The organism is Gillisia limnaea DSM 15749 (genome assembly GCF_000243235.1).
GTDB lineage: Bacteria > Bacteroidota > Bacteroidia > Flavobacteriales > Flavobacteriaceae > Gillisia > Gillisia limnaea.
The window spans coordinates 3,259,617-3,281,425 of sequence record NZ_JH594606.1 but is presented as its reverse complement, the minus strand read 5'-3'; the positions used below and the strand labels follow the sequence as shown (position 1 = coordinate 3,281,425).

The 21,809-nt window shown below is 38.0% G+C and carries 24 protein-coding genes; 3 read left to right on the top strand and 21 right to left on the bottom strand.

Annotated elements, in window-relative coordinates:
* Positions 1-2: 2 nt before the first annotated feature.
* A complete protein-coding gene (locus GILLI_RS18465) occupies positions 3-197 on the top strand; it encodes a hypothetical protein (protein ID WP_006990232.1) in 195 nt (64 codons plus the stop codon).
* Positions 198-254: 57 nt separating this feature from the next.
* Positions 255-494 (top strand): hypothetical protein, encoded by a 240-nt coding sequence (locus GILLI_RS16340; protein ID WP_006990231.1) that lies wholly within the window; start codon positions 255-257, stop codon positions 492-494.
* A 72-nt stretch (positions 495-566) separates the two neighbouring features.
* Here GILLI_RS16340 and trxB read toward each other — a convergent pair whose 3' ends face one another.
* Positions 567-1,544: a thioredoxin-disulfide reductase gene (gene trxB, locus GILLI_RS16335; RefSeq protein ID WP_006990230.1), complete on the bottom strand. Its 978-nt coding sequence runs from the start codon at positions 1,542-1,544 to the stop codon at positions 567-569.
* Between the two features lie 144 nt (positions 1,545-1,688).
* Here trxB and GILLI_RS16330 point away from each other — a divergent pair, with 144 nt between their 5' ends.
* Positions 1,689-2,342: a trimeric intracellular cation channel family protein gene (locus GILLI_RS16330; RefSeq protein ID WP_006990229.1), complete on the top strand. Its 654-nt coding sequence runs from the start codon at positions 1,689-1,691 to the stop codon at positions 2,340-2,342.
* A gap of 185 nt (positions 2,343-2,527) precedes the next feature.
* On the opposite strand, the gene GILLI_RS16325 is transcribed toward GILLI_RS16330, so the two are convergent.
* From GILLI_RS16325 to flxB, 20 genes are all read right to left on the bottom strand, one after another.
* Positions 2,528-4,069 (bottom strand): acyl-CoA carboxylase subunit beta, encoded by a 1,542-nt coding sequence (locus tag GILLI_RS16325; protein ID WP_006990228.1) that lies wholly within the window; start codon positions 4,067-4,069, stop codon positions 2,528-2,530.
* 9 nt (positions 4,070-4,078) lie between these two features.
* Entirely contained in the window at positions 4,079-5,518 is a 1,440-nt protein-coding gene (accC, locus tag GILLI_RS16320) for an acetyl-CoA carboxylase biotin carboxylase subunit (protein ID WP_006990227.1), read from the bottom strand.
* Positions 5,519-5,553: 35 nt separating this feature from the next.
* Positions 5,554-6,039 carry a biotin/lipoyl-containing protein gene (locus tag GILLI_RS16315; RefSeq protein WP_006990226.1) on the bottom strand — a complete coding sequence of 162 codons (486 nt, stop codon included), beginning with the start codon at positions 6,037-6,039 and terminating at the stop codon, positions 5,554-5,556.
* Between the two features lie 329 nt (positions 6,040-6,368).
* A complete protein-coding gene (locus tag GILLI_RS16305) occupies positions 6,369-7,271 on the bottom strand; it encodes a sterol desaturase family protein (protein ID WP_006990224.1) in 903 nt (300 codons plus the stop codon).
* Between the two features lie 110 nt (positions 7,272-7,381).
* Positions 7,382-8,662, bottom strand: a complete 1,281-nt coding sequence (gene flxY / locus GILLI_RS16300; RefSeq protein ID WP_006990223.1) for a flexirubin biosynthesis putative acyl-CoA ligase FlxY — start codon at positions 8,660-8,662, stop codon at positions 7,382-7,384.
* 3 nt (positions 8,663-8,665) lie between these two features.
* Positions 8,666-8,848 carry a tetratricopeptide repeat protein gene (locus GILLI_RS16295; RefSeq protein ID WP_040506722.1) on the bottom strand — a complete coding sequence of 61 codons (183 nt, stop codon included), beginning with the start codon at positions 8,846-8,848 and terminating at the stop codon, positions 8,666-8,668.
* A 77-nt stretch (positions 8,849-8,925) separates the two neighbouring features.
* Positions 8,926-11,910, bottom strand: a complete 2,985-nt coding sequence (locus tag GILLI_RS16290; RefSeq protein ID WP_006990222.1) for an MMPL family transporter — start codon at positions 11,908-11,910, stop codon at positions 8,926-8,928.
* On the bottom strand, positions 11,911-13,059 hold the full coding sequence (locus GILLI_RS16285; protein WP_084810960.1) for a DUF2062 domain-containing protein: 1,149 nt from the start codon (positions 13,057-13,059) through the stop codon (positions 11,911-11,913). It lies immediately after the preceding gene.
* Positions 13,060-13,192: 133 nt separating this feature from the next.
* The gene (locus GILLI_RS16280) at positions 13,193-13,561 is read right to left on the bottom strand and encodes an ApeI family dehydratase (RefSeq protein WP_006990220.1); all 369 of its coding nucleotides are present in this window, start codon (positions 13,559-13,561) and stop codon (positions 13,193-13,195) included.
* 99 nt (positions 13,562-13,660) lie between these two features.
* Positions 13,661-14,284 carry a flexirubin biosynthesis/transport protein LolA2 gene (lolA2, locus tag GILLI_RS16275; protein ID WP_006990219.1) on the bottom strand — a complete coding sequence of 208 codons (624 nt, stop codon included), beginning with the start codon at positions 14,282-14,284 and terminating at the stop codon, positions 13,661-13,663.
* On the bottom strand, positions 14,271-15,029 hold the full coding sequence (locus GILLI_RS16270; protein WP_245545643.1) for a polysaccharide deacetylase family protein: 759 nt from the start codon (positions 15,027-15,029) through the stop codon (positions 14,271-14,273). Before GILLI_RS16270 ends, lolA2 begins: the two co-directional genes overlap by 14 nt.
* An 8-nt stretch (positions 15,030-15,037) precedes the next feature.
* Entirely contained in the window at positions 15,038-16,102 is a 1,065-nt protein-coding gene (locus GILLI_RS16265; RefSeq protein WP_006990217.1) for a beta-ketoacyl synthase chain length factor, read from the bottom strand.
* Positions 16,092-17,285 (bottom strand): beta-ketoacyl-[acyl-carrier-protein] synthase family protein, encoded by a 1,194-nt coding sequence (locus GILLI_RS16260; RefSeq protein ID WP_006990216.1) that lies wholly within the window; start codon positions 17,283-17,285, stop codon positions 16,092-16,094. Before GILLI_RS16260 ends, GILLI_RS16265 begins: the two co-directional genes overlap by 11 nt.
* A gap of 3 nt (positions 17,286-17,288) precedes the next feature.
* Complete coding sequence (locus GILLI_RS16255; RefSeq protein ID WP_006990215.1) at positions 17,289-17,546, bottom strand: phosphopantetheine-binding protein; 258 nt, start codon at positions 17,544-17,546, stop codon at positions 17,289-17,291.
* Positions 17,539-18,144 carry a beta-ketoacyl-[acyl-carrier-protein] synthase family protein gene (locus GILLI_RS16250; RefSeq protein WP_006990214.1) on the bottom strand — a complete coding sequence of 202 codons (606 nt, stop codon included), beginning with the start codon at positions 18,142-18,144 and terminating at the stop codon, positions 17,539-17,541. Before GILLI_RS16250 ends, GILLI_RS16255 begins: the two co-directional genes overlap by 8 nt.
* Positions 18,137-19,285: a beta-ketoacyl-[acyl-carrier-protein] synthase family protein gene (locus tag GILLI_RS16245; protein WP_006990213.1), complete on the bottom strand. Its 1,149-nt coding sequence runs from the start codon at positions 19,283-19,285 to the stop codon at positions 18,137-18,139. Before GILLI_RS16245 ends, GILLI_RS16250 begins: the two co-directional genes overlap by 8 nt.
* Positions 19,286-19,672, bottom strand: a complete 387-nt coding sequence (locus tag GILLI_RS16240; RefSeq protein ID WP_245545642.1) for an acyl-CoA thioesterase — start codon at positions 19,670-19,672, stop codon at positions 19,286-19,288.
* 35 nt (positions 19,673-19,707) lie between these two features.
* Entirely contained in the window at positions 19,708-20,157 is a 450-nt protein-coding gene (locus GILLI_RS16235) for a hotdog family protein (protein ID WP_006990211.1), read from the bottom strand.
* A gap of 10 nt (positions 20,158-20,167) precedes the next feature.
* Positions 20,168-21,046 (bottom strand): lysophospholipid acyltransferase family protein, encoded by an 879-nt coding sequence (locus GILLI_RS16230; protein WP_006990210.1) that lies wholly within the window; start codon positions 21,044-21,046, stop codon positions 20,168-20,170.
* A 1-nt stretch (position 21,047) separates the two neighbouring features.
* Positions 21,048-21,785, bottom strand: coding sequence for a flexirubin biosynthesis SDR family reductase FlxB (gene flxB / locus GILLI_RS16225; RefSeq protein ID WP_006990209.1), 738 nt, complete (start codon positions 21,783-21,785; stop codon positions 21,048-21,050).
* Between the last annotated feature and the right edge of the window lie 24 nt (positions 21,786-21,809).

The window sequence follows — 21,809 nt, the reverse complement described above, 5'->3', positions numbered from 1 at the left end:
AAATGACCGCTCTAACCAATTTCCTAATCGCGACGCTGGTAAGTATTTGTAGTACATTAACCGGATACGACTTATTGCCGCAGAGTTCTGATACCCAAATATCATTTCCTCCTGAAGAGATTACAGGCTATAACCCTACTGATTATGATAATTGTATAAGTTTTAACGAAAAAACATGTATAGTGTTAAAAACATAACTGAGAACATTCCTATAGAATAAATTTGTTACTTATAACCAATTAATTCATGAAATTATGAAACGATTTTTTAAAGTAAGTTTATTATTATTTGCAATGAGTATATCTCTTGTAGCCTGCAGGGAAACCAACGAAGCCGATGACATAGATCAATTAAGAGCTGAAGGTGCTGATGTTGAAGTAAGCGATGACGGGCAAAAAATAAAAATAAAAACCGATGATAAGAAAATAAAAATAAAAACCGATGATGACGGAAATGTAAAGAAAAAGGTTAAAGTTGACAATGACGACAACTAGGAAATACTAAAGTCAAAAAAGTCCCGAAATTCGGGACTTTTTTCATTTAAACTATTTTGGAATTAAGGTCTTTTAATTAGTAGTAACCTCTTTTTCTTCTGTCTTTTCGATAGTGCTCAAATACCGTTCTGCATCCAGAGCGGCCATACAACCAGTACCAGCAGCGGTAATAGCCTGGCGATATTCCTTATCCTGAACATCTCCGGAAGCAAAAACCCCCGGAAGGTTGGTTTTAGTGGACTTTCCTTTGGTTATTAAATATCCCATGGAATCCATATCCAACTGACCCTTAAAAATTTCGGTATTTGGCTTATGCCCAATGGCGATAAATAAACCTGTGATTTCAATGGTTTCCTTTTCCCCAGATTTATTATTTACCATTCGTAAACCTTCCACAACCTGTTCGCCCAAAACCTCATCAACCTGAGTATTATAACGAAGATCTATATTTTTGGTGCTGGTAACCCGGTGTTGCATCGCTTTGGAAGCCCGCATTTCATCACCTCTAACCAGCATAGTCACTTTTTTACAAATATTTGCAAGATAGGTAGCTTCCTCTGCAGCGGTATCTCCTCCACCAACGATAGCAACTTCTTGATTTTTATAGAAAAAACCGTCACAAACTGCACAGGCAGAAACCCCACCTCCACGTAAGCGCTGTTCACTTGGAAGTCCTAAATATTTTGCTGTTGCACCCGTAGAAATAATAACCGTTTCAGCTTCTACCCAGGTAGCATTATCTACACAGGCTTTATGAATCCCGCCTGGTTCTTTGCTCAATTCAACATCTGTTACCATCCCAATCCTAACCTTTGTTCCAAATCGTTCAGCTTGCTGTTGAAGGTCAATCATCATTGCAGGCCCATCTATTCCATTTGGGTAACCGGGAAAATTGTCAACTTCAGTAGTGGTTGTTAATTGCCCTCCTGGCTCCATTCCTGTGTATATCACAGGATGCATGTCTGCACGGGCTGCATATATCGCTGCCGTGTAACCTGCCGGGCCCGAACCTATTATCAAACATTTTATTCTTTCTATTTTGTCGGTCATTTCAATATAAATTTAATTCTGTAAAAGTAGGAACTTTAGGGGTAACCTTACAGAAATTTCTGGTTAGTTTTGTCTTTTGTATAAGATTTACGCAAAGTACAATTTATGCTATAATTCTAAAAACTCAAGGGTTTGTTTTAAAATATGCCTTTTAAAAGTACCTTTGCCTTGAAAATGGAAATATCTCTCTTTAATATATTCGATTTACTGGGAACCATGGCTTTTGCTATTTCAGGAGCTTTAGCCGCGATGCAGCGTAAACTGGACCTTTTCGGAATCTTTATCATAGCCTTTGTGACAGCTGTTGGTGGTGGAACGCTTAGAGATGTGCTGTTGGGAAACACTCCTGTTATGTGGATGGAAAACACCATTTACATCTACCTTATAGGACTTATAACAATTCTTGCCATCATCTTTAGAAATAAAATCAATTACCTCAAAACCTCGCTTTTCCTGTTTGACACCATCGGGCTCGGGATTTTCACCATAACCGGGGTGGAAACGGGAATTCAAAATGGCCTTAGTCCAATAGTTTCTATAGCCATTGGAGCTATGACGGGAACTTTTGGAGGAGTGATTCGTGATATTTTGTGTAACGAGATCCCTGTGATCTTTAGGAAGGAAATTTACGCAACCGCTTCCATTCTTGGGGCGCTGGCATTTGTTATCTTGTATGATTTAGGGGTCAATACAGATTTGATCTATATTGTTACCTCTCTTATTGTTATAAGTATACGGTTAATAGTTGTAAAATATAAGATCTCCCTTCCTTCTTTCACACTTTCTTCTGAAAAATAAACGATCTCAAAAAACTTAATTGAATCAATCTATTATTTCAAAGCAAACTCACGAAGTAAGTCCAGCGAAGAAAATTCAGAAATATCCACTTGCTGGTGGCATCCGGGTATTAGATCCACAGTTTTGATTTAAACCCTGTCGAGATTTAATTCAAGACAGGGTTTAATTGAAATTTAGAACTAACATTATAAGGGAATATTCCCGTGTTTCCTATCTGCCCGTAATACCGTTTTGTTTTCCAGCATACTAAAGGCTTTTAGTAATTTTCTTCGCGTATCCTTCGGCATAATGACCTCATCTATAAACCCTCGTTGAGCCGCTTCAAATGGAGTGGCAAATTTTTCAGCATATTCGGCTTCTTTTTCCGATAATTTTAGCTCCGGATTTCCCGACTCCTGGATCTCTTTCCTGAAAATTATCTCACTTGCACCTTTTGCTCCCATAACCGCAATTTCAGCAGTTGGCCAGGCAAAATTTAGATCGGCTCCTATGTGTTTGGAATTCATCACATCATACGCTCCCCCATAGGCTTTCCTGGTTATTACTGTAACCCGTGGTACCGTGGCTTCGCTAAGTGCATACAACAGTTTGGCGCCGTGCAGGATGATTCCGTTCCATTCCTGATCTGTCCCCGGTAAGAATCCTGGAACATCCACCAATACCAAAAGGGGAATATTAAAGCAATCACAAAAACGTGTAAATCTTGCTGCTTTTTTAGAGGAATCAACATCTAATACTCCCGCAAGGCTCATTGGCTGATTTGCCACGATCCCTATACTTCGCCCACCCAATCTCGCAAACCCAACAATAATATTAGCTGCATAATTCTTATGGATCTCAAAAAAGGAATCCACATCTATTATCCCTTTGATAACTTCATGCATGTCATAGGGCTTATTGGAGCTATCTGGTACAATAGATTCGAGCTTTTCCCGGTGCTCATCATCAAATTCATAGGGCAGCTTTTCTGTGGTTTCCTTATTGTTCTGCGGAAGGTAACTCAGTAATTTTTTAATATCTTCCAAACACGCGATATCACTCACAGAAGTGAGATGCGTTACACCAGATTTGGTAGAATGCGTACTGGCACCTCCCAGTTCTTCAGAAGTTACATTTTCATTAGTCACGGTTTTTACCACGTTTGGCCCGGTAACGAACATATAACTAGTATCCTGCACCATCAACGTAAAATCTGTCATCGCAGGTGAATACACTGCTCCTCCCGCACAAGGCCCCATAATTGCAGAAATTTGTGGAATAACCCCGGAAGCCTGCACATTCCTATAAAAAATATCGGCATAACCACCCAAAGATCTTACTCCTTCCTGGATCCGGGCACCACCAGAATCATTTAAACCAATTATAGGTGCTCCCACCTTCATCGCATGGTCCATTACTTTGCATATTTTTTCGGCATGAGTTTCAGATAAAGATCCTCCAAAAACGGTAAAGTCCTGAGCAAAAACATACACCAGTCTGCTGTTAATAGTTCCATAACCTGTTACAACCCCATCCCCGTAGAACTTTTGGTTTTCCATTCCAAAATCGGTAGTACGGTGAGTTACCAGAATTCCAATCTCTTCAAAAGAACCTTCATCCAGTAAATAATCCACCCGTTCTCTGGCGGTTAATTTTTTTTGATGGTGCTGTTTGGCGATCCGTTTTTCACCACCACCTAAATGTGCCTCGGCAATTTTATTCTTTAATTCTTCTTTATTTTGGCTCATAGTGTTATTTTAATTTGGTAAACGCAACCATTCCTGATCCTTCAAATACTGCTGTAATGCAATAAGAGAAGCGAGTTTCGCTTCTTCTTCAATTTCAGAATGCAGTTTATCTGCAGAGTAATAATTCTTCACAAAGTGTGTGTCAAAATTTCCGCTTCGGAAGGCATCATGCTCAAAGACGAATTTGCCAAAAGGCAGAGTGGTCATCACTCCTTTTACCTCATAGGCATTGATCGCTTTCAGCATTAACTGAATAGCCTCTTCCCTACTCTTCCCGTAGGTAATGAGTTTGGCAAGCATGGGGTCATAATAAATAGGCACTTCCATTCCTTCTTCAAATCCGTCATCCAGACGAATTCCTTCCCCTTTCGGAGTTCTGTAACGCTCCAAAGTTCCCACACTGGGCATAAAATTATCCAAAGGGTCTTCGGCATAGATCCGCAGTTCAACCGCGTGTCCGGAGATCTTCAAATCCTGTTGTGAAAAAGCGAGGGATTCGCCCCGTGCTACTTTAATTTGTTGTTCTACCAAATCTATCCCAGTTATAAATTCGGTCACCGGATGTTCCACCTGTAATCGTGTATTCATTTCCAGAAAATAAAATTTCTTGTTCTCATCCAACAAAAACTCAACAGTTCCCGCTCCTACATAATCACACGCCTGGGCTACTTTAATTGCCGCGTCACCCATTTTTTGACGGATTTCTTCTGTTAAAACCACAGAAGGCGCTTCTTCCACCACTTTTTGGTGTCGCCGTTGAATGCTGCATTCCCGTTCAAAAAGATGAAGTGTATTTCCATGAGTATCAGCCAGGATCTGAATCTCAATATGCCGCGGCGAGGAGATATATTTTTCAATAAAAACAGCTCCATCTCCAAAAGCAGAAACAGCTTCGCTAATGGCACGTTTCATCTGGTCTTCCAGGTCTTTCTCCTGTTCCACTATTCGCATTCCTTTTCCACCACCTCCTGCCGAGGCTTTTATCAAAATTGGAAAACCAATCTCATTGGCTATTTTCTTAGCCTTTTCAACATCTGAAATCGCCTCATCAATTCCAGGAACCATAGGTATTCCATAGTTTTTCACTGCATCTTTTGCCGCGAGTTTACTTCCCATAATCCGGATCGCTTTGGATCCCGGACCAATCCATGTGATACCATTTTTCTCCACTTTTTCGGCGAAATCCGCATTTTCAGAGAGAAAACCATATCCGGGATGTATCCCATCCACCCCTAGTTCCTTGGCAACTTCTATTATTTTATCACCCAATAAATACGATTCATTTGAAGGAGCTTCGCCTATACAAACCGCTTCATCTGCAAATTTCACGTGAGGTGCATTCCTGTCGGCAGTAGAAAAAACTGCCACTGTTTTAATGCCCATTTTTTGAGCCGTTTTCATAACCCTTAACGCGATCTCACCACGATTGGCTATTAATATTTTGTTCATAATTTTTATATTATTGTTTTAGCAAACAATGGCTATTATTCCATCTCTATCAACAACTGATTTTTTTCTACCGTTTCTCCCTTTTTAACAGAAACCGATTTCACAACCCCGTCTCTGGGAGCGGTTATGGTGTTTTCCATTTTCATCGCTTCAAGTACAAGCAAATAATCCCCTTCCTTTACTGCTTCACCCTCTTTTATATTTACATCCAGGATCAATCCAGGCATGGGTGCCTTGATATCGTTAACAACTACCGCCTGCCCCAAAGACAAGCCCATTTCTTCGATAAGAAGATCGAGTTCATTGGATATAACCACCTCATAAATATTGGAATTGATCTTAACAGAATAACTCTTTTTATGGAAGGAAGATTCTAAAATTTCGGCCTTGAAAGAACGCGCACCTTTTAAAACGTGAAATTTAGCTGGTGCAATTTTTTGTGTATCTAAAGAAGATATTTCTTCATTGCCAAAATTATATTCCAGCGAGCCATTTACAACGACCTTATATCTATTTTTCATCTGTTTATTTTATTGTTTTTTTTGGGCTACCTATAGCTACCAAACGTTATTCTAACTTGATAAGTGCTTATATCGTGTTCCCATCATGCTTTTTAATATTGTTGTTTCGAAACCCTGGTTTTCGGCAAATGTTGTAAATATAGAAAAATATGGATGCTATTTGTAAGATTATCGTAGGAAAATGTGATAAAAAGAAGTTTGTAAATCCTTTTAGATATCCTCAAAATTTTATAATATTTCCGGTTTTGGGATGCTTAGAAAACAAACAAAAAACCCCACAGATTTTAAAATCTGTGGGGTTAAAACGTGTTTACTATCTTTCTGTTAAGCTATTTTGAAATTTCCTGCGAAGAAACTTTGACTTTTTTTCTGAAGGGAAACATCAGCTGATTTTTAAAATCTTCGGGGAAATCTTCATCTCCGTGAAATCCCAGTTCAATATTCCTTCCATCGTTTGGAATATAAGCTGTTCTAAACATATAATCCCAAATACTTAGAGAAAGTCCGTAATTCATTCCGTAGGGATGTTCATTCGGAAGTTCTTTGGAATGGTGCCAGATATGCATTTTCGGATTATTGAAGATATATCCGAAAACTCCGTAATTCCATCCCACGTTCGCATGATTCAAATGACCCACAAAAACAGAAAACATATGCACCACAAAAAATTCCTGGATACCAAAACCAATCATCGCCAGCGGAATATATTGTACGGTTTTGTATACGATAGTTTCCATAAAATGGAACCTGAACTGGGCAGCAAAACCCATTTCTTTCACGCTGTGATGTACTTTATGAAATTCCCATAGCCACGGCTGCCGGTGTAATTGGCGGTGAATGTTCCACTGAATAAAATCGGCAATAATAAACATCACAAGCAACTGACTCCAGGCAGGCCAGCTTTGCACCTCAAAAGCAACGATATTAACTATCCCAAACAGCCCTAAAAAATCATTAAAAAGCTCTACTCCCACGTTGGAAATCGCATTAAAACCTATCAGCGAAAAAAGGAAGAAATTGAAAATAATATAAAAGCTGTCCAGCCAAAAACCTCTTCGGAAGATCTTCTGGTTTGTTCTCCATGGAATAAGAATTTCAATGGCCCAAACCAATAATGACACTCCAATTAGCCAGTAGAAGTAATTATTCCAGGATGGACTGGAAATCTCCTGTACCAGATAACTAAAATAGCCTGTGAAAGATTCCTGTATTATTTTAAGGTACTTTTCCAAAGATTTCCAAATTTTAAAAACATTATATTCGTACTTAGACGTACTAAGCAAAAATACATAACAGGGTATAGTTACCTGGTAACAATTGTTACACTCACTGGATTTATAGGTTACCTGTAATCAATAAAAATTTTCGCTTTTCCTGCATCTTTCTGAAATTTTAATTCATTGATCACTGCTTCCGGAACCCGTTCGATTATTGGCGTTACAAGGATCTTTGCTTTAAAAGCATCTTGCAGCAATAGCAAATGATCTGTAGAAACCGTATCGGGAATTTTGACGATGACTTCATCCAGGCCGGCACTTCCTCTTTTGGCTTCAATCACAAAATTCTTTATTTCATTAAAATCATGCACTACTTCAATGATATTTTGAGGATATATGCTGGTTCCCTTCAATTTCATCATTTGGCTTTTCCTACCAATTAAGGCACTTAACCTAAGTGTATTCCTTCCACATTTGCAGGATTCTTCAGAAAAAGAAAGTATATCGCCGGTTGCAAACCGCACCAGGGGCATCGTTTGATTTTGAAGGGTTGTAATTACCAACTCACCGGGCTCTCCTTCTTTTACAGGATCTCCTGCCTCATTGAGGATTTCAGTAAATATAAGATCCGGCTGAATGTGATTTCCATTGTGAATTTCACATTCAGTGAAAGCAGTGGCCATTTCTGTCGAGGCATAGGTAGAAAACAATTCTATATCCCACAGCTCGGAGATTTTGGTTCCTAATGCATTTAAATTAGTATCCAGGTTCTGGATTGGTTCTCCAATGCAAACAGCAGCTTTTAACGATGATTTTTTATAATCGATATTGTGTTCTATAGCATATTCTATCATTTTAAGCAGGAAGGAAGGAACCGCCACCAGATATTTTGGTTGAAAACGTTCTATGGAATCCCATTGCAATTGTGGCAATCCGCTGCCGGTACGCACAATTCCAGCACCGAGTTTCCGCAGGCCTAAAAAATAAGCCATCCCTGCCATAAAGCGCCTGTCCAGTGTGGTAGTTATTTGGACCACATCTTCTTTTTTAACACCTACCAATTCAAAAGATCGCATTTCATTTAAGGCAAGGCGTTCCAAATCGGGTTCATTCAAAGCCAAATTGACTGGTTTTCCCAAAGTTCCTGAAGTCGTTACAAAATCGATGATTTCGGTTTTTGGGACACAAATAAAATCCTCATTAAATATCTGAAGATCTTCCTTGGATGTAATTGGGATTCGACGTAAATCTTCATACGCACCTATCTGCTTCACATCTATATCAAATTCTTTGAATTTTCGCTTATAAAATGTACTGTTTCCCTGAAGATAAAGAAGTTGCTTTTGCAACTCCAACCATTGAATTTTCCTGATATTTTGAATTGAAGTTCTTGATAGGTCCAACATACACTATAGTTTTCTATAACTTTTTTTGATCATTTTTTCCAGATATCGTTCATCAAGACTTGTGGCCACTTCCCTTTTCAAACCCTGTTTAAAATAAATAACAGCCTTTTTAAAATCCTTTTTCTGAAAATAAAACTGCCCGGCAAGCGAATAGGCTTTCCAGTAATATGGATTTGAACCTATCACAGGAACTTATAAGTACCGTAATAAGAAGTAATATCAATATTTTTGAAAGCCAGTACCTCATGGTGCATTCCTTGTGATTATTCAAGTTTTTGCAAAACTACAACATCATTTTGCCGGTAACTTATTTCAAAATTAAGATCGATGATCCATCTATAAACATATTTGGGATCTAAAATGATCACCGTTTTCGCCTGTTTTGAAATTAAATCTCTAATTTCCCCTTCCATAGGATATAACGGCTCTTTTGACAGAATAAAGACCTTAAATTCCTTTATTTCTGAAGGAATTGTATTGGAAAAATTTAAAAATTCGGTCTTGGCAGCAAAACAGTTTTCAGCGATTACTAATTTCTCTGGATCAGGTTCTATCCCTATTATCTCAATTCCAGGTTTTTTATACTTCAAATAGATAGGAAGTATTCCCAATCCAGAATAAAAATGGATCACCTTATCATTTTCTTCAATGAATGTTGCAAGTTTTAAATAGCGCTCTTTTTCTTTCTGAAAGTGTTGCCTAACTTCATTAAACACGGACTTGAACCGGTAATTATCATAAACCGCACTTTTAAAATATAATTTATCGCCTTTGTACCGGTTGCCCGAATTGCTGAAGACCTGGTTGATACTCAAGGCTGGCTTTCCATTTTTAATTCTATTCAAAAAAAGAAGATCAAATAAATATCCTTGTAATATAAATGCCACTAATACCGCTGAAATTACGCCTATAATTGAAACCATTGAAATAGACCTAAGCGCAGGATGTTCAGCAAAAAACAAAGCCCCAATACCAAGTAAAGTAGTGATTACAGAGAGTAAAATCGAAGTGCGATAGGTCTTTAAAACCCGTATCCCTGTTTCATATTCCCTTAAAAATCCGTTGGTAATAAAAATGCTGTAATCCAGTCCTAAACCAAAGATGAAGGTAGAAATTATAATATTCAAAATATTGAACTGTATATTTAGAAGTGCCATTATTCCCAGGGCGATAACCCACGTGATAACAATAGGTAGGAGGGTGAAAATACTCAGTTCGAAAGAGCGATAGCATACTAATAAAATAATAAAAACCGCGATAAGGGAATATGCGATAAGGGAATTGAAATCGTCCCGAAGGCTTCCTAAAAAACTCTCATTTATTTGCTGACGATCTATCACAACCAGATTCTTTTTCCCCTTGAACTTGTCAATAAGAAGCTCAAGGTCCTCCTTTTCAACATCTACAGAAGTAGTTACCGTTGCAAAATCTTCGCCGGAAGAAATAAAATCGTCTAAATACAGGTTTGTGGTTTCTCTATAATCATTCAAAAGAATTGGATTAAAATCTTTCGATAGCAAATTGTAAAAACTATCGAAACTTTCAGCTCTAAATCCTAAAGGTTCAGATTGGTCAATTAGATCGGTTTTTACGCTAATTTTTTTATCCTCTGTCCAAAATTCTTTCCAGCGCTCTATTTTTTCCAGCTGTGTATTTGTAGACAGCACCACTCCACCAAGACTGCTGAAATTGGCGATTTTTTCCTGATTTTCCAGCTCCCTTAGTTCTTTATAGAGATCATTATTGCTTTCTAAAGCCTCATCGATGCTATTCCCGTAGGTAATAATATATATAGATTTGGATGCCCTCCCAGCAATATCCTGAATTCGTCTTTCTTTCTGTTTAATTTCTTCCGGTTCAAAATTAATAGCAGATAGATCCTTGTTGAACTCTACTTTGGTGAAAAAGAACAGGCCACCAAGAAACAAAAGGAGCATCCCTATGATAAGGATATGTTTTTTGTGAAATTCTATTCCGGCGATCGAATCCAGAAATGTATTTTTATCTTCAGAAAGCGTTTCAGGAACCTTGTAAAATAACGGGATTAAAATAAGTGCAAAAACCGAAGCCACCGCTACGCTTATAGCCGCAAAAATCCCCAGATCGTTCAAAGCCTCACTTCTTACAAACAGCAAACATAAAAAAGCGACCGCGGTGGTACTGCTGCTCATAAAAATCGGAATAGTAACCTCCCTATATAGTTTTTGAATATTGCCGTTTTTCTTGTAATGTGTTAAAATATGCAGCGAATAATCTATACTTATTCCCAGTAAAATAGCTCCAATACCAATGGAAATGGCCGAAATATTCCCTTTTAAAAGATATAAAAATGCAATTGCCGTAATCCCTCCTATCAATCCCGGAATAAATAGAAGCAAGGGGACATAGATCCTTTTATAGTAATAAACCAGTAATAATAACAGGATCCCCACAGCAATTCCTATAGTGACCTTGATATCTTTTTTAATTTGACTGGCATTGGCTACTGAATAGAGAACTCCGCCAAAAAAATCTCCTTCAACACCCTCAAATTCTTGATTTAATCCTTTTTGGATAGCTTTTAATTTCTCTATAAAAATGCTGTTCCTATCGGTTTCCGAAGATGGAAGGGAAGGCGTCAAAAACAGCAATACATGCTTTTGATCTTTGGTGACTAGGAAATTATTATACAGTTGAAAATCATCTCCTACCTGCAGTTCTTCCAGCTTTTGTAAACCCAATGCCGTAATTGAAAGAGGATCCTTAAAAAGATATTCCTTGGTAACCAGCCCGGTGGGTGAAATGAGGTTTTTGTAGTTGTTTTCTAAGCGCTCCTCAATAATTTCCCGCCCAAGCCGGGTTTCAATATTTTGATAATCGGCTTCATTTAAGAAAAGCGGTAAATTGTTATAAATAAAGTCATAGATCTCCCGGACACCTTCTTCGGGAACTTTTCCCTGAATATTTTTGACATATTGCGGAAGTTGAAAGTTAACCGAATCTATGAATTGCTGTGCATATTGAGTGAGCGCTTCAGGATTTACTTCTTCTGAAGTTGAAGAAATAGACACGATGATCTTATCGGAAAACCTGGTTTGATCCAGAACTTTTTTGAGAATATTTTGTCGTTCCCCGGATGGGATCAGGCTGGAAACATCTTCTTCCAGCGTGATCCTGGATGCAAGAAAAAGAACGATCGCCAAAAATGAAAAACCAAGTAAAAACCCGATGGCTTTATTTTGACGTAAAAAGGTATATATTCTTAACATTTATGATTTCACAACCTGCTTTGGGTTAAAAACCGAAAATAAGAAATAAAAGACAATCCACAGTGAAGATGCAAGGATTCCTGCAAGGGCAACGCTTCCTAAAAGATACTTCCAGAGACCCTGGAAAACTTCGGTAGAAGAATCAAAATCAGATAAATTCAATTCCCAGCTAATTCCGTTTCCTGTTATGAGAGAACCCACTTGATAACTGGCATAAATTATCACCGGGATAAGCGGTGGAATACTGATGTTTGAGAACAAAAAGGCGATCACTTTATTCAAATTAAAAACCGCAGCCAGCAAAAACACCAGTAGCGTATGCAATCCCCAAAGGGGTAAGATCCCAACAAAAATACCTAAAGCAACCGCAGCTGCCTTTTTATGGGCTGATTCTTCACTTTTAAGAATATCTTCATTCCAAAACCTCTTGAATCCTTTTTCCCTTAAATCCCTGTATTTGTTACGTGGATGGATATAAAAGAAACTCGCCATTACAAACCAAATATATAAAAGCACGATGCGCACAATATCTTTGAACGGCCGGAAATGGGAAACCCGGTTGTCCTTATCGTAAAAAACCTTGATAGGAATATTTCTAACTTCCACATCACGCCAGGCTGCTTTAACAATAACCTCTATTTCCAGTTCAAATTTTTTGGTAAACAATTTTATGCCATTTACCGCTTTTAGTGGGTAAAGCCTGTATCCACTTTGAGTATCGTGCAATTCGGTTCCGGTAACAACCAAAAACCAAAAATTGGAAAATTTATTGCCGGTGGTACTTTTTCCCGGAATTCCATCTTGATTCATATTCCGGTCTCCTACCAGTAAGATTTCAGGATCGGTTGCTGTCTTTGCTTCCAGTTCGCTTAAAAATATATCAAGGTCATCCGGATAATGCTGCCCGTCTGAATCTATCGTGATCGCATATTCATAACCCAGTTTTTCTGCCAGTTTAAATCCATGTTTTAAGGCTTCCCCTTTTCCCTGATTTTTTTCAAAATGTATAAGCTCTACTTGAGGAAACTTATCTAAAATTTTAGAAGTACCATCGGTAGAACCATCATTGATGATCACCAGGTTTTGCGTGTAAAGAAAAAGATCCTGAATAACGGTAGGCAACGTTCCCTCATTATTATAAGTGGGCATTAAGATGCAACACTTTAAAGAATCAAAGCGGGATTGAAATAGTGGTGATTTCCTCAAAATTCAACTGGATTTTAATACAAAGATATTATTTAAATTCGGCTTGGCACAGCAGGCTTTTTTTCAGATTAAAAAATCAGAAAATAATCTTATAAACCGAATTGATTTTTAACGAAATATTCCCCTTGTATTTAGCGATTCCTTTAAGTTTTACAACACCCTGTTCTTGTAGGATTTCTGAATAAAGAAAAAAACGGTCTTCTGTATTTGGATCCACAACCGCCATAAATTTAACATTAAGGGCTTTCTCAAGCTGAAGTTTTGTATTGGTTTGCCTTTCTGCTTCCTCTTTAAAAAGTTGCATCAGGATTACGCCAGGAGTAACCGGAAGTCCCGGAAAATGGCCTTTGTAAACAGCATGATCTTTATTGATCCGGATCTCGGTAACAAACTCATTTTCTATTTTTTCTGAATTTACAACCGAATAGAATTCCTTTAGAAGCATTTTCCTTTGGATTATTAATTAGCTACTAAAATAAACAGAAAATTGGCTTTGGAGGTACTTGGGAAGCTGTTTTTATGAAATTGTGGTTTCCTAAAAGAATCAATCCTCAAATATAGAAGGATCTATAGGCTTATTGATTTGTACATTTTTAAAATAGATCTCTGTAAAATCTCCTGAATCTTCTACCAGTTTCACTGAATTAACCAGGTTCTTGCTATTAAAGATCAAAACTATTTGAGCAAACATTTGCCGCAGGGATGGGTCCCGCGGAATAAGCACTACCATTTTATCGTTATTTACCCGAACATAGGTGAAGTCGAAGTTTTTTGTGTCGGCGAGTAATTTGCCGTTCATACTACCGGAAATAAGGCTGAACAATTTTTCAAAAAGTTTATTAGCCCCCAGGTTGGTAACGCTTTTTTCGCCTTCATCGTTAATATGAAGCTGTGCATCTTTGAACAGGATCTTATAATTATAGGGTTTATAATATTCCCATTTGAGAATATCGGGAGATTTAAAATACAACTTCCCGGAACTAACCGCTTCGGCCTGCATCATCCGCATGTATTTCACCTGAAGAAAATCCCCGGACATGGTTTGAATTTCATCTGCCTGCCGCTCCACATTTTCCCTGAAATCTTTAACTGCTGAAGCCGAAATAGGCGTTTGCTGTGCAAACACGGAAACAGAAAATAAAAAAAGCAGGATCTTAATAATACGCATCTATTTGAAATAAATTATCAACCCGAACAGGGGAATAATCGTTATCCTGCAGGAATAACAACAACTGTTCCAGTATTTCTACAGATGCAGGATTGTTATCGTGCAGCAGGATTACATCACCCAACTGGAGCTTTTTTAATATTCTTTTTAAAATATATCTTTTCGAACTCAATATCGCATCGTAGGATCGCACATTCCAGCCAATTACCTTATGACCTGAAATTTCAAGCGCTCTTTTTGTTTTCGGGTTAATAATCCCGAATGGTGGCCGGAATGTCCTAAGTTTTACTCCGCCTGTTTTTTCGGCAATATCATCACATCTCCGTATCTCTTCCAGGATTTTGGAGGAGGACAAAAATCCCATTTTTCGGGTATGCGAATAAGTATGATTCCCAACAAAATGTCCTTTTTCAAGAATTTTTTTAAATATATCAGGATTTTTTTCAATATTCTTACCAATGCAGAAAAAACTTGCCTTCACCTGGTATTTATCCAAAACTTCAAGAATTCTCAAGGTATTTTCAACAGGGCCATCATCAAACGTGATCGCTATTTTTTTATCAGAAATAAACCTGTTATTATTAAATGCATTTACAAAAAAGTTCCATTGAACATTCGTGGCTACAAGTAGCAAAAACAACACATATCCAATAGCAAACCCCAAAACCAGCAAGAACGAAACAATGTTGAAAGAGACAAGTAGCACTCCTAAAAAGAAGAGAAAAACAACAATGGTATTAATCAATTTGTAATTCACCGGGAGCTTAGTAAAATAATACTGTGATTTTCACCAAGGTATTGATTATAAATCAAAATATTCTTTGGTTTCTCAATTGGAACCGAATTGAGTTTACATATCTCCGGAATTTCTCCATTTTTAAGGATATTACAAGCCAGCCAAACCGCATATCCGGAAACGGTATTATAATCTCCAACCAGGTGTTTATAACCCAACTGAGTTTTATTTCTGAAAATCTCATCTTGCAAAGGAGTATAAAAATGATCATACCTGGAATCCCCATTATTTCCAAGAATTACCAGTTCGATTGCATCTTCTGTTAAGTGGTTTTCCTTCAGGAATCTATTAATTCTTTCTGAGACCTCTTCAGAAGTATTGGAATTGAAAACAAGAACATCCAGCAATCCTGCATAAGTTTCTGAAGATTTAACGGATGAAATCGAAAAGAAATGAGCTCCTTCTGAAGTGATGCTGCCGGGAGATCCGGTTTTAAAAAGATCAAGATTGTAGGTTTCTTCCTGCTTTAATTGCCCATCTAAATATAGAAAAGAAGTTATTTTTTCTGAGATTTCATCCACTCCTCCAACCAAAATAGTTTCCGGTACCGGTTGTTCCAAAAACTGTAACTGTACGTCTATCAATGCAGATTCCAAAGAACCGGAATTCTGGGTATAGGTTACATTATAAGCTCTGCACTTTAAATTAAGTGCAATTTGCCCGCCCACTGTGTTATGAGTAGATTGAATAAAAGCCGTTGGCGAAACGAATGCTTCATTTTGTACCAGCATAGCCTTCAGAAATTTTTCTGTATCCTGCTGGCATCCCTGGCCAGTTCCCGTAATAATTGCATCGGGCATTGAGGTTCCGGCATCTTTCAACGCAATTTTAGCCGCTGTGAGTCCCATTTTTATAGCCCCGGACATTCTCCTTAAAGCAGTTGCAGTGATAAATTCCTTATAATTGGGAGCAATTGCCGGGATGATATTTTGATGATATTCAGCAATAGAATCTGAAAAAACCGCATTTCCCGCCTGGGCCGAAATACTCGCAATCCCATTGATGTAAAGCTTATTTTTCATCTCTTCTAAAAATTAAGGAAGTACAATTCCCGCCAAAACCAAAGGAATTGGAAAGCACATAATCCATATTTTTAGAGGTTAACCCTAAAACAGGTTGAAGCCCTGTTTCCTTCATTTCAGAAGAAAAATTTAGATTGGGAAATATCTGGTTATTTTTTAAACTCAGCAAGCTATAAACCGCTTCTATAGCTCCTGCAGCAGCCAGTGTATGTCCTGTAAAAGCTTTGACGGAACTGAATTCCGGAATTATTTCATCAAAAACCCGTTGAATTGCCCTGCTCTCTGAAAGGTCATTATTTCGAGTTGCCGTTCCGTGAGCATTGATATAATTAATTTTATTTGAGGATATTCCGGAACTTTTAAGCGCTTTTTTCATCGCCAGAAAAGCGCCTTCCCCAGTTTCAGAAGAAGCGGTTTGATGGAAGGCATCATTGGCATTTCCATATCCTGTAATCCTGCCTAAAACCTGCTTGCCAGCTATATATTCGTCTGCTTCCAAAACAAGGTAGGCAGCTCCTTCTCCTAAATTTAAACCGCTTCTGCATTCGTCAAAAGGTTTGCAGTTTTCAGAAGAAAGGATCATTAGGGAGTTAAAACCGTTCAGGGTAAATTTTGTTAAGCAATCTGTACCGCCTACAATTACCCGCTTTAATTTCCCCGCTTTGATCATTCTGGCCCCCAACATGATCGCATTTGCCGAGGAAGAACAGGCAGTACTTATCGTGGTAACAAATCCATGAATTTTTAAATAGTTAGAAATTTGGCCGGTAGTGAAGCCGGGATGTTGTGCCTTTATAAACCTTCTTATTTCAGCATTTTTGGCAAATTCCTGAAAATATTCTTCGGTCTTGTCAATTCCCCCCACACTGTTTCCGGAAATAAATCCGGTTTCTTTTAGTTCAGCTTCAGTGATTCCCGCCTGGAAGATTGCCTCTTTTCCTGCTATGGAGCCCAAAAGAGCAGCCCGGGTGAAAGCATGATTTTTGGGCAACCCAAGTTTTTTAACAAGCTCTTCGTTTGAAATTTTGATCTCCCCAACCGGTAAATTTGTATGTCGGGTCTTTAGGATTTCAGGAAAAGAAATTCCGTGCTGGCCGAAACAAAGGGCGTTGTAATTTTCTTCCACATTGTTACCAATGGAGGAAATTATACCCATTCCGGTAATGGCAATTCCCTTCTCCATATATTATTTGGTACGATGCGCTTCTATATATTCTGCCATTTTGTCTATGGAAATAAAGATCTCTTTCCCCTGCTGTGGTTCTGTTAATTTAATTCCATACTCCTTTTCAAGCAAAACAATCAATTCCAGGGCATCTATAGAGTCCAGTCCCAATCCGTCACCAAATAAGGCCTCATCATTTGCAATATCTTCCACCTCAAATTCCTCCAAATTTAATTGTTCGATAATGCTCTGCTTCAATCTCGTACGTAAATCACTCATTTTCAAAACGGTATAGTTCTTCTAAATTTTCTTCGGAAAAGGAAACTTCCCCTTCCTTTGAAATCAGGCACAAAAATACATCATATTCGGCGTTTTTCCATTCTATCCAGCCACAAACCACCGCGTCTGCCTTTGAGGTGTCCAATAAAATTTCAGAATAATCCGCCAATAAACCAGCATTGAACTTATCTGAAATAAAAAAGGCATTTTCGCTTTGAAGTTTATGTTTAATGCTGATCTCGCCCAGAACAATATTGGGCAGGGTATACACAAAAACAGCAGGAGAAACGGTGGCTTCCATCAATATCTTATGCTTCTTATCTGTTTCCAGACTGGAGGCTGAATTGGAGAAAACAAGTGCCGTATCGGTTGGGATTTCCATGTTTTTGAACAGCACCTCCGCGGCCAAAATTCCCAGTTTACACAAGGCATCCATTTTATGGAATTTTGGGTAAGAAATATTAAGAAACTTATACGATTCCTTTAAAAACCGTTTCAAATGTGTTGCCTCTTCACAAGAAAAAAGCTTCTTTTCTCCATGAAAGATCCTTTGATCCCTAATCCTTACGAAATTGGATATTTTATATGGATTACTCATTTTCTTCCTTTTTAAATACCAGGGCCAGGTTACAGCCTCCAAATCCCGAAGCGGTTTTTACAGCATATTTAAGAGGAGTATTTTTTAGATTTTCAATCACATTCAGCGGTTTGGAAACCCCTGGTTCATCAAAATTAAGGGAAGGGTATAATTCATTATTCAGGAGGCTGTGTTTGGTTAAAATACTCTCCAACAAAGCTGAAGCCCCCAAGGTATGGCCATAATAACCCTTAAAACTATTAACAGGGACATCCTCTAAACCGGATTTGTTAAAAGCGATTGATTCCATCTCGTCATTAAAAATAGTAGCAGTTCCGTGAGCTGAAACATATTGAATTTCTTCTGAAGTTATTTGGGCTTCTTGCAATGCGTTCTGAATGCTTTTATGCAAACCTTCTGCAGTTCTGGACGGCGCGGAAATATGGCTAGCATCATTGGCTGATGCATCCCCTATCAAGCAAATATTGTTTGCTCCAATCCCTTTTTTAGAACTCACCAGTAGAGCCGCAGCTGCTTCCCCAAGGCTTATCCCGTTTCGGTTTTTGGAAAAAGGTTTGCAAGGATACTCGCTTAATGCCTGAAAAGACTGAAATCCGGAAACCACAAAATCTGAAACCAGATCCCCTCCTACAATTATTGCGTGTTCAAATTTCCCGGCCATTATAAATCGTTTTGCAATTGCAAGTCCCAGCCCTCCCGAAACGCAGGCATTGGAAACAATTATAGGTTCTGATTTAAATCTGAAAAAATCTTTGATTACTTTGCCGAGCTCAGCCAGGTAAACTCTTTTTTTCGGAAAGCCATTATTTTCCTGCAGAAGATCTATATTTCCTTTGGTAGAAGAAATGATAAGGGACGTTTTACTCTTATCTAAATCAGGATTTTTAAAAAGTATGTTATGTACTGACAACAGTATCATTTTCTCGAGTTTGGTAAAGCTCTCTGGATTACCAATTTTCGAGAAATGTTCGTTTAAAGTTACATTTTCTATGACTCCGGCATAAAATCCGCCAGAATCAAAACGTTTATTCTCATGGAATTTTAACCCGGAAACCTTATTTCGAATGGCGCTAAGATTTTCTGAAATTGAAAATCCCAGGGGGGAAATAATCGCATCGTCAAGCAGGTAGATCTTCTTCATTTACAATAATCCCATTTTCTTCTTCCAATCGGCAAAAAATGGTGGATTTATTAGCATTAATTCTCTTTTTTCATTCAAAAACACCTGTAGGGTTTGTCCTGTACAGACCAATTTTTCCGACTTAAAAATTTTATATTCAAAGATGATCTTTGCCGCTGCCGAATTGACAAAGGTGGTTTCCACGACAAATTCATCTCCATATTCTAAAGGTAATTTATGTTCACAACCCGATTTAACTATGGGTGTGGAAAATCCATTTTCCCTTGCGTGCACATAAGAGATTCCATGTTTCCTGCTAAAATCTTCCCTTCCCTCCTCAAAATATTTAAGATAATTTCCATGCCACACGATTTGCAAAGGATCGCATTCATGAAACCTGACTTTCATGATAGTGGTTGTTTTCAAGATATCTTGCTGGGACATTAGTCTATGGTTACGGTTTTCATTTCAGAAACTGCAATCACTTTTCCATCTTCATTTTCAGTTTTTGCGGAAACTGAAGTTACGTTCATGATCTCGTGAAGAATTTCGACATAGGTTTTTAATTTGGTTCCGGCCTTTGGAAGTTCAAAGATCTCCACTGTTTTTATAACGCCTATAAATCCGGTTTTAGGTTTGACCAGCCCGGCTAAAAAACCGTGATATCCCCTGTGCAGGGACATGCTTTGCGCCATATGTTCGATCAAACCTGGTTCTGAAAAAATACCGTCTTCAACCAGAATATTATCTTCGGGGATATCAAAACCTGTTGTTCCGGTAAGGTTGGTATATGTAAACAAGGTGTCTACCATCACGAAAGGCGGTTTTTGCGGAATGAGTTCCAGGATCCTTTTTATACTAATAATAGGTTCTGCCAGTAGATTTTCTGCCATAAAGTGAAATTTAGTTAAAATCGTTCCAGTAATCGTAGTAATTATACCATTGATGAGGATATTTTTTCACCATCGTTTCAAGGTTTTCAAGATACAATTTTAAAAGTTCTTTCCCTGTTTTTTCGTTCCCGGTTGCCGGGCGTGCATAAAAGTGATAATGGAAATTTTTCTCCCTCATAATATGCACAAACAATACGGGAATAGCATTACGAACTGCCAGTTTAAAAGGGCCTTGCGGAAATTGTGTTTCCTTCATTAAAAATTCATAGTTATAGGTTTTAGCATCTTTTAAATACCTGTCTGCTGCAAAAACCAGCAATTCGTTTCGATCCAGTGCTTTTCGCATTTCAAAAATATGGGAAAGATCATCTTTCAAAACGATTGTTTTTAAACTGGCTTTTCCGGTTACAGATTCCAGGTAATTCTTTATTTGCTGATGTTCAAAATCAGACAGCACTAAATTAACCGATGTAGGATCTACCTGATCATCAAAAAAATGCTTTGCCAAATTAAAATTCCCGATGTGCGCCGTGAGCAGGATGCCTCCTCTTCCTTGCTTTAAAAGATCCTGAATATACTGAATCCCATCAAACTCAAAACTGTATTTATTTTTTGACCCGGATGCGATGGCTATCCTGTCTAATTGTATCTTTCCGAAGGTGAAATAGCTTTTATAAACATTCAAAGCAGCCCAAAATATTGAATAATTTAAACGCTTCCTAAAAAGGTAAAAGGTGCTTTTGGTTGAGTTAAAAGAAAAAACTATAAAATAAGCAGCCACAAATAACAAGACAAAATAAGAAAAGTAAAGTCCAAAAGTCTTTATGAAAAACACATAAATTCTCAAACCCAATACCGATCCTCTGGATTTTCCTTGCCAATGCGCCATACTATGAGTACAAACCTCCGTTGATATTGATGACCTCCCCGGTAATATACGATGCTTTTTGTGAAGCTAAAAAAACTACCAGCTCTGCAACTTCTTCAGCTTCCCCAAAGCGATTTAATGGAATGTGTTTTTTGAGTTCCTTTTCATCAAATTCCGCAGTCATATCTGAAGCTATAAAACCCGGTGCAACGGCATTTACCGTTATTTTTCGTTTCCCAATTTCCTGTGCCAATGCTTTTGTAGCGGCTACCAAAGCCCCTTTTGCAGCCGAATAATTCACCTGACCTGCATTTCCCTTCAATCCTGAAAGGGACACTATATTGATGATTCGTCCATAACGCCGGGTGAGCATATTTTTAAGTAAAGGCTGTGTAACGTGGTAAAATCCGTTTAAAGAAGTGTTTATCACAACATTCCAATCTTCGGGTTTCATCCATAAAAAAAGTCCATCCCGCGTAATTCCAGCATTGTTAACAATTACTTCCAGAAGGGCTTCAGGATTATTTTGCTCCCAGCCTTCCAGGATCTCTTTTGTTTGATCCAGATTGGAAACATCAAATTTCAATAATTCACAATGTACACCTTCAGCTTTAATAAGAACCTTAGTTTCCAAAGCGGCAGCATCATTAGAATTATAGTTAAGCAAAATGTTATAGTGTAAATCTGAAGCCAGTTTTACAGCAATTGCCTTTCCAATTCCACGGGAAGCCCCTGTTACCAAAGCGTATTTTTGTTTCATAATTTGGATTTCTTCATTGTGGGA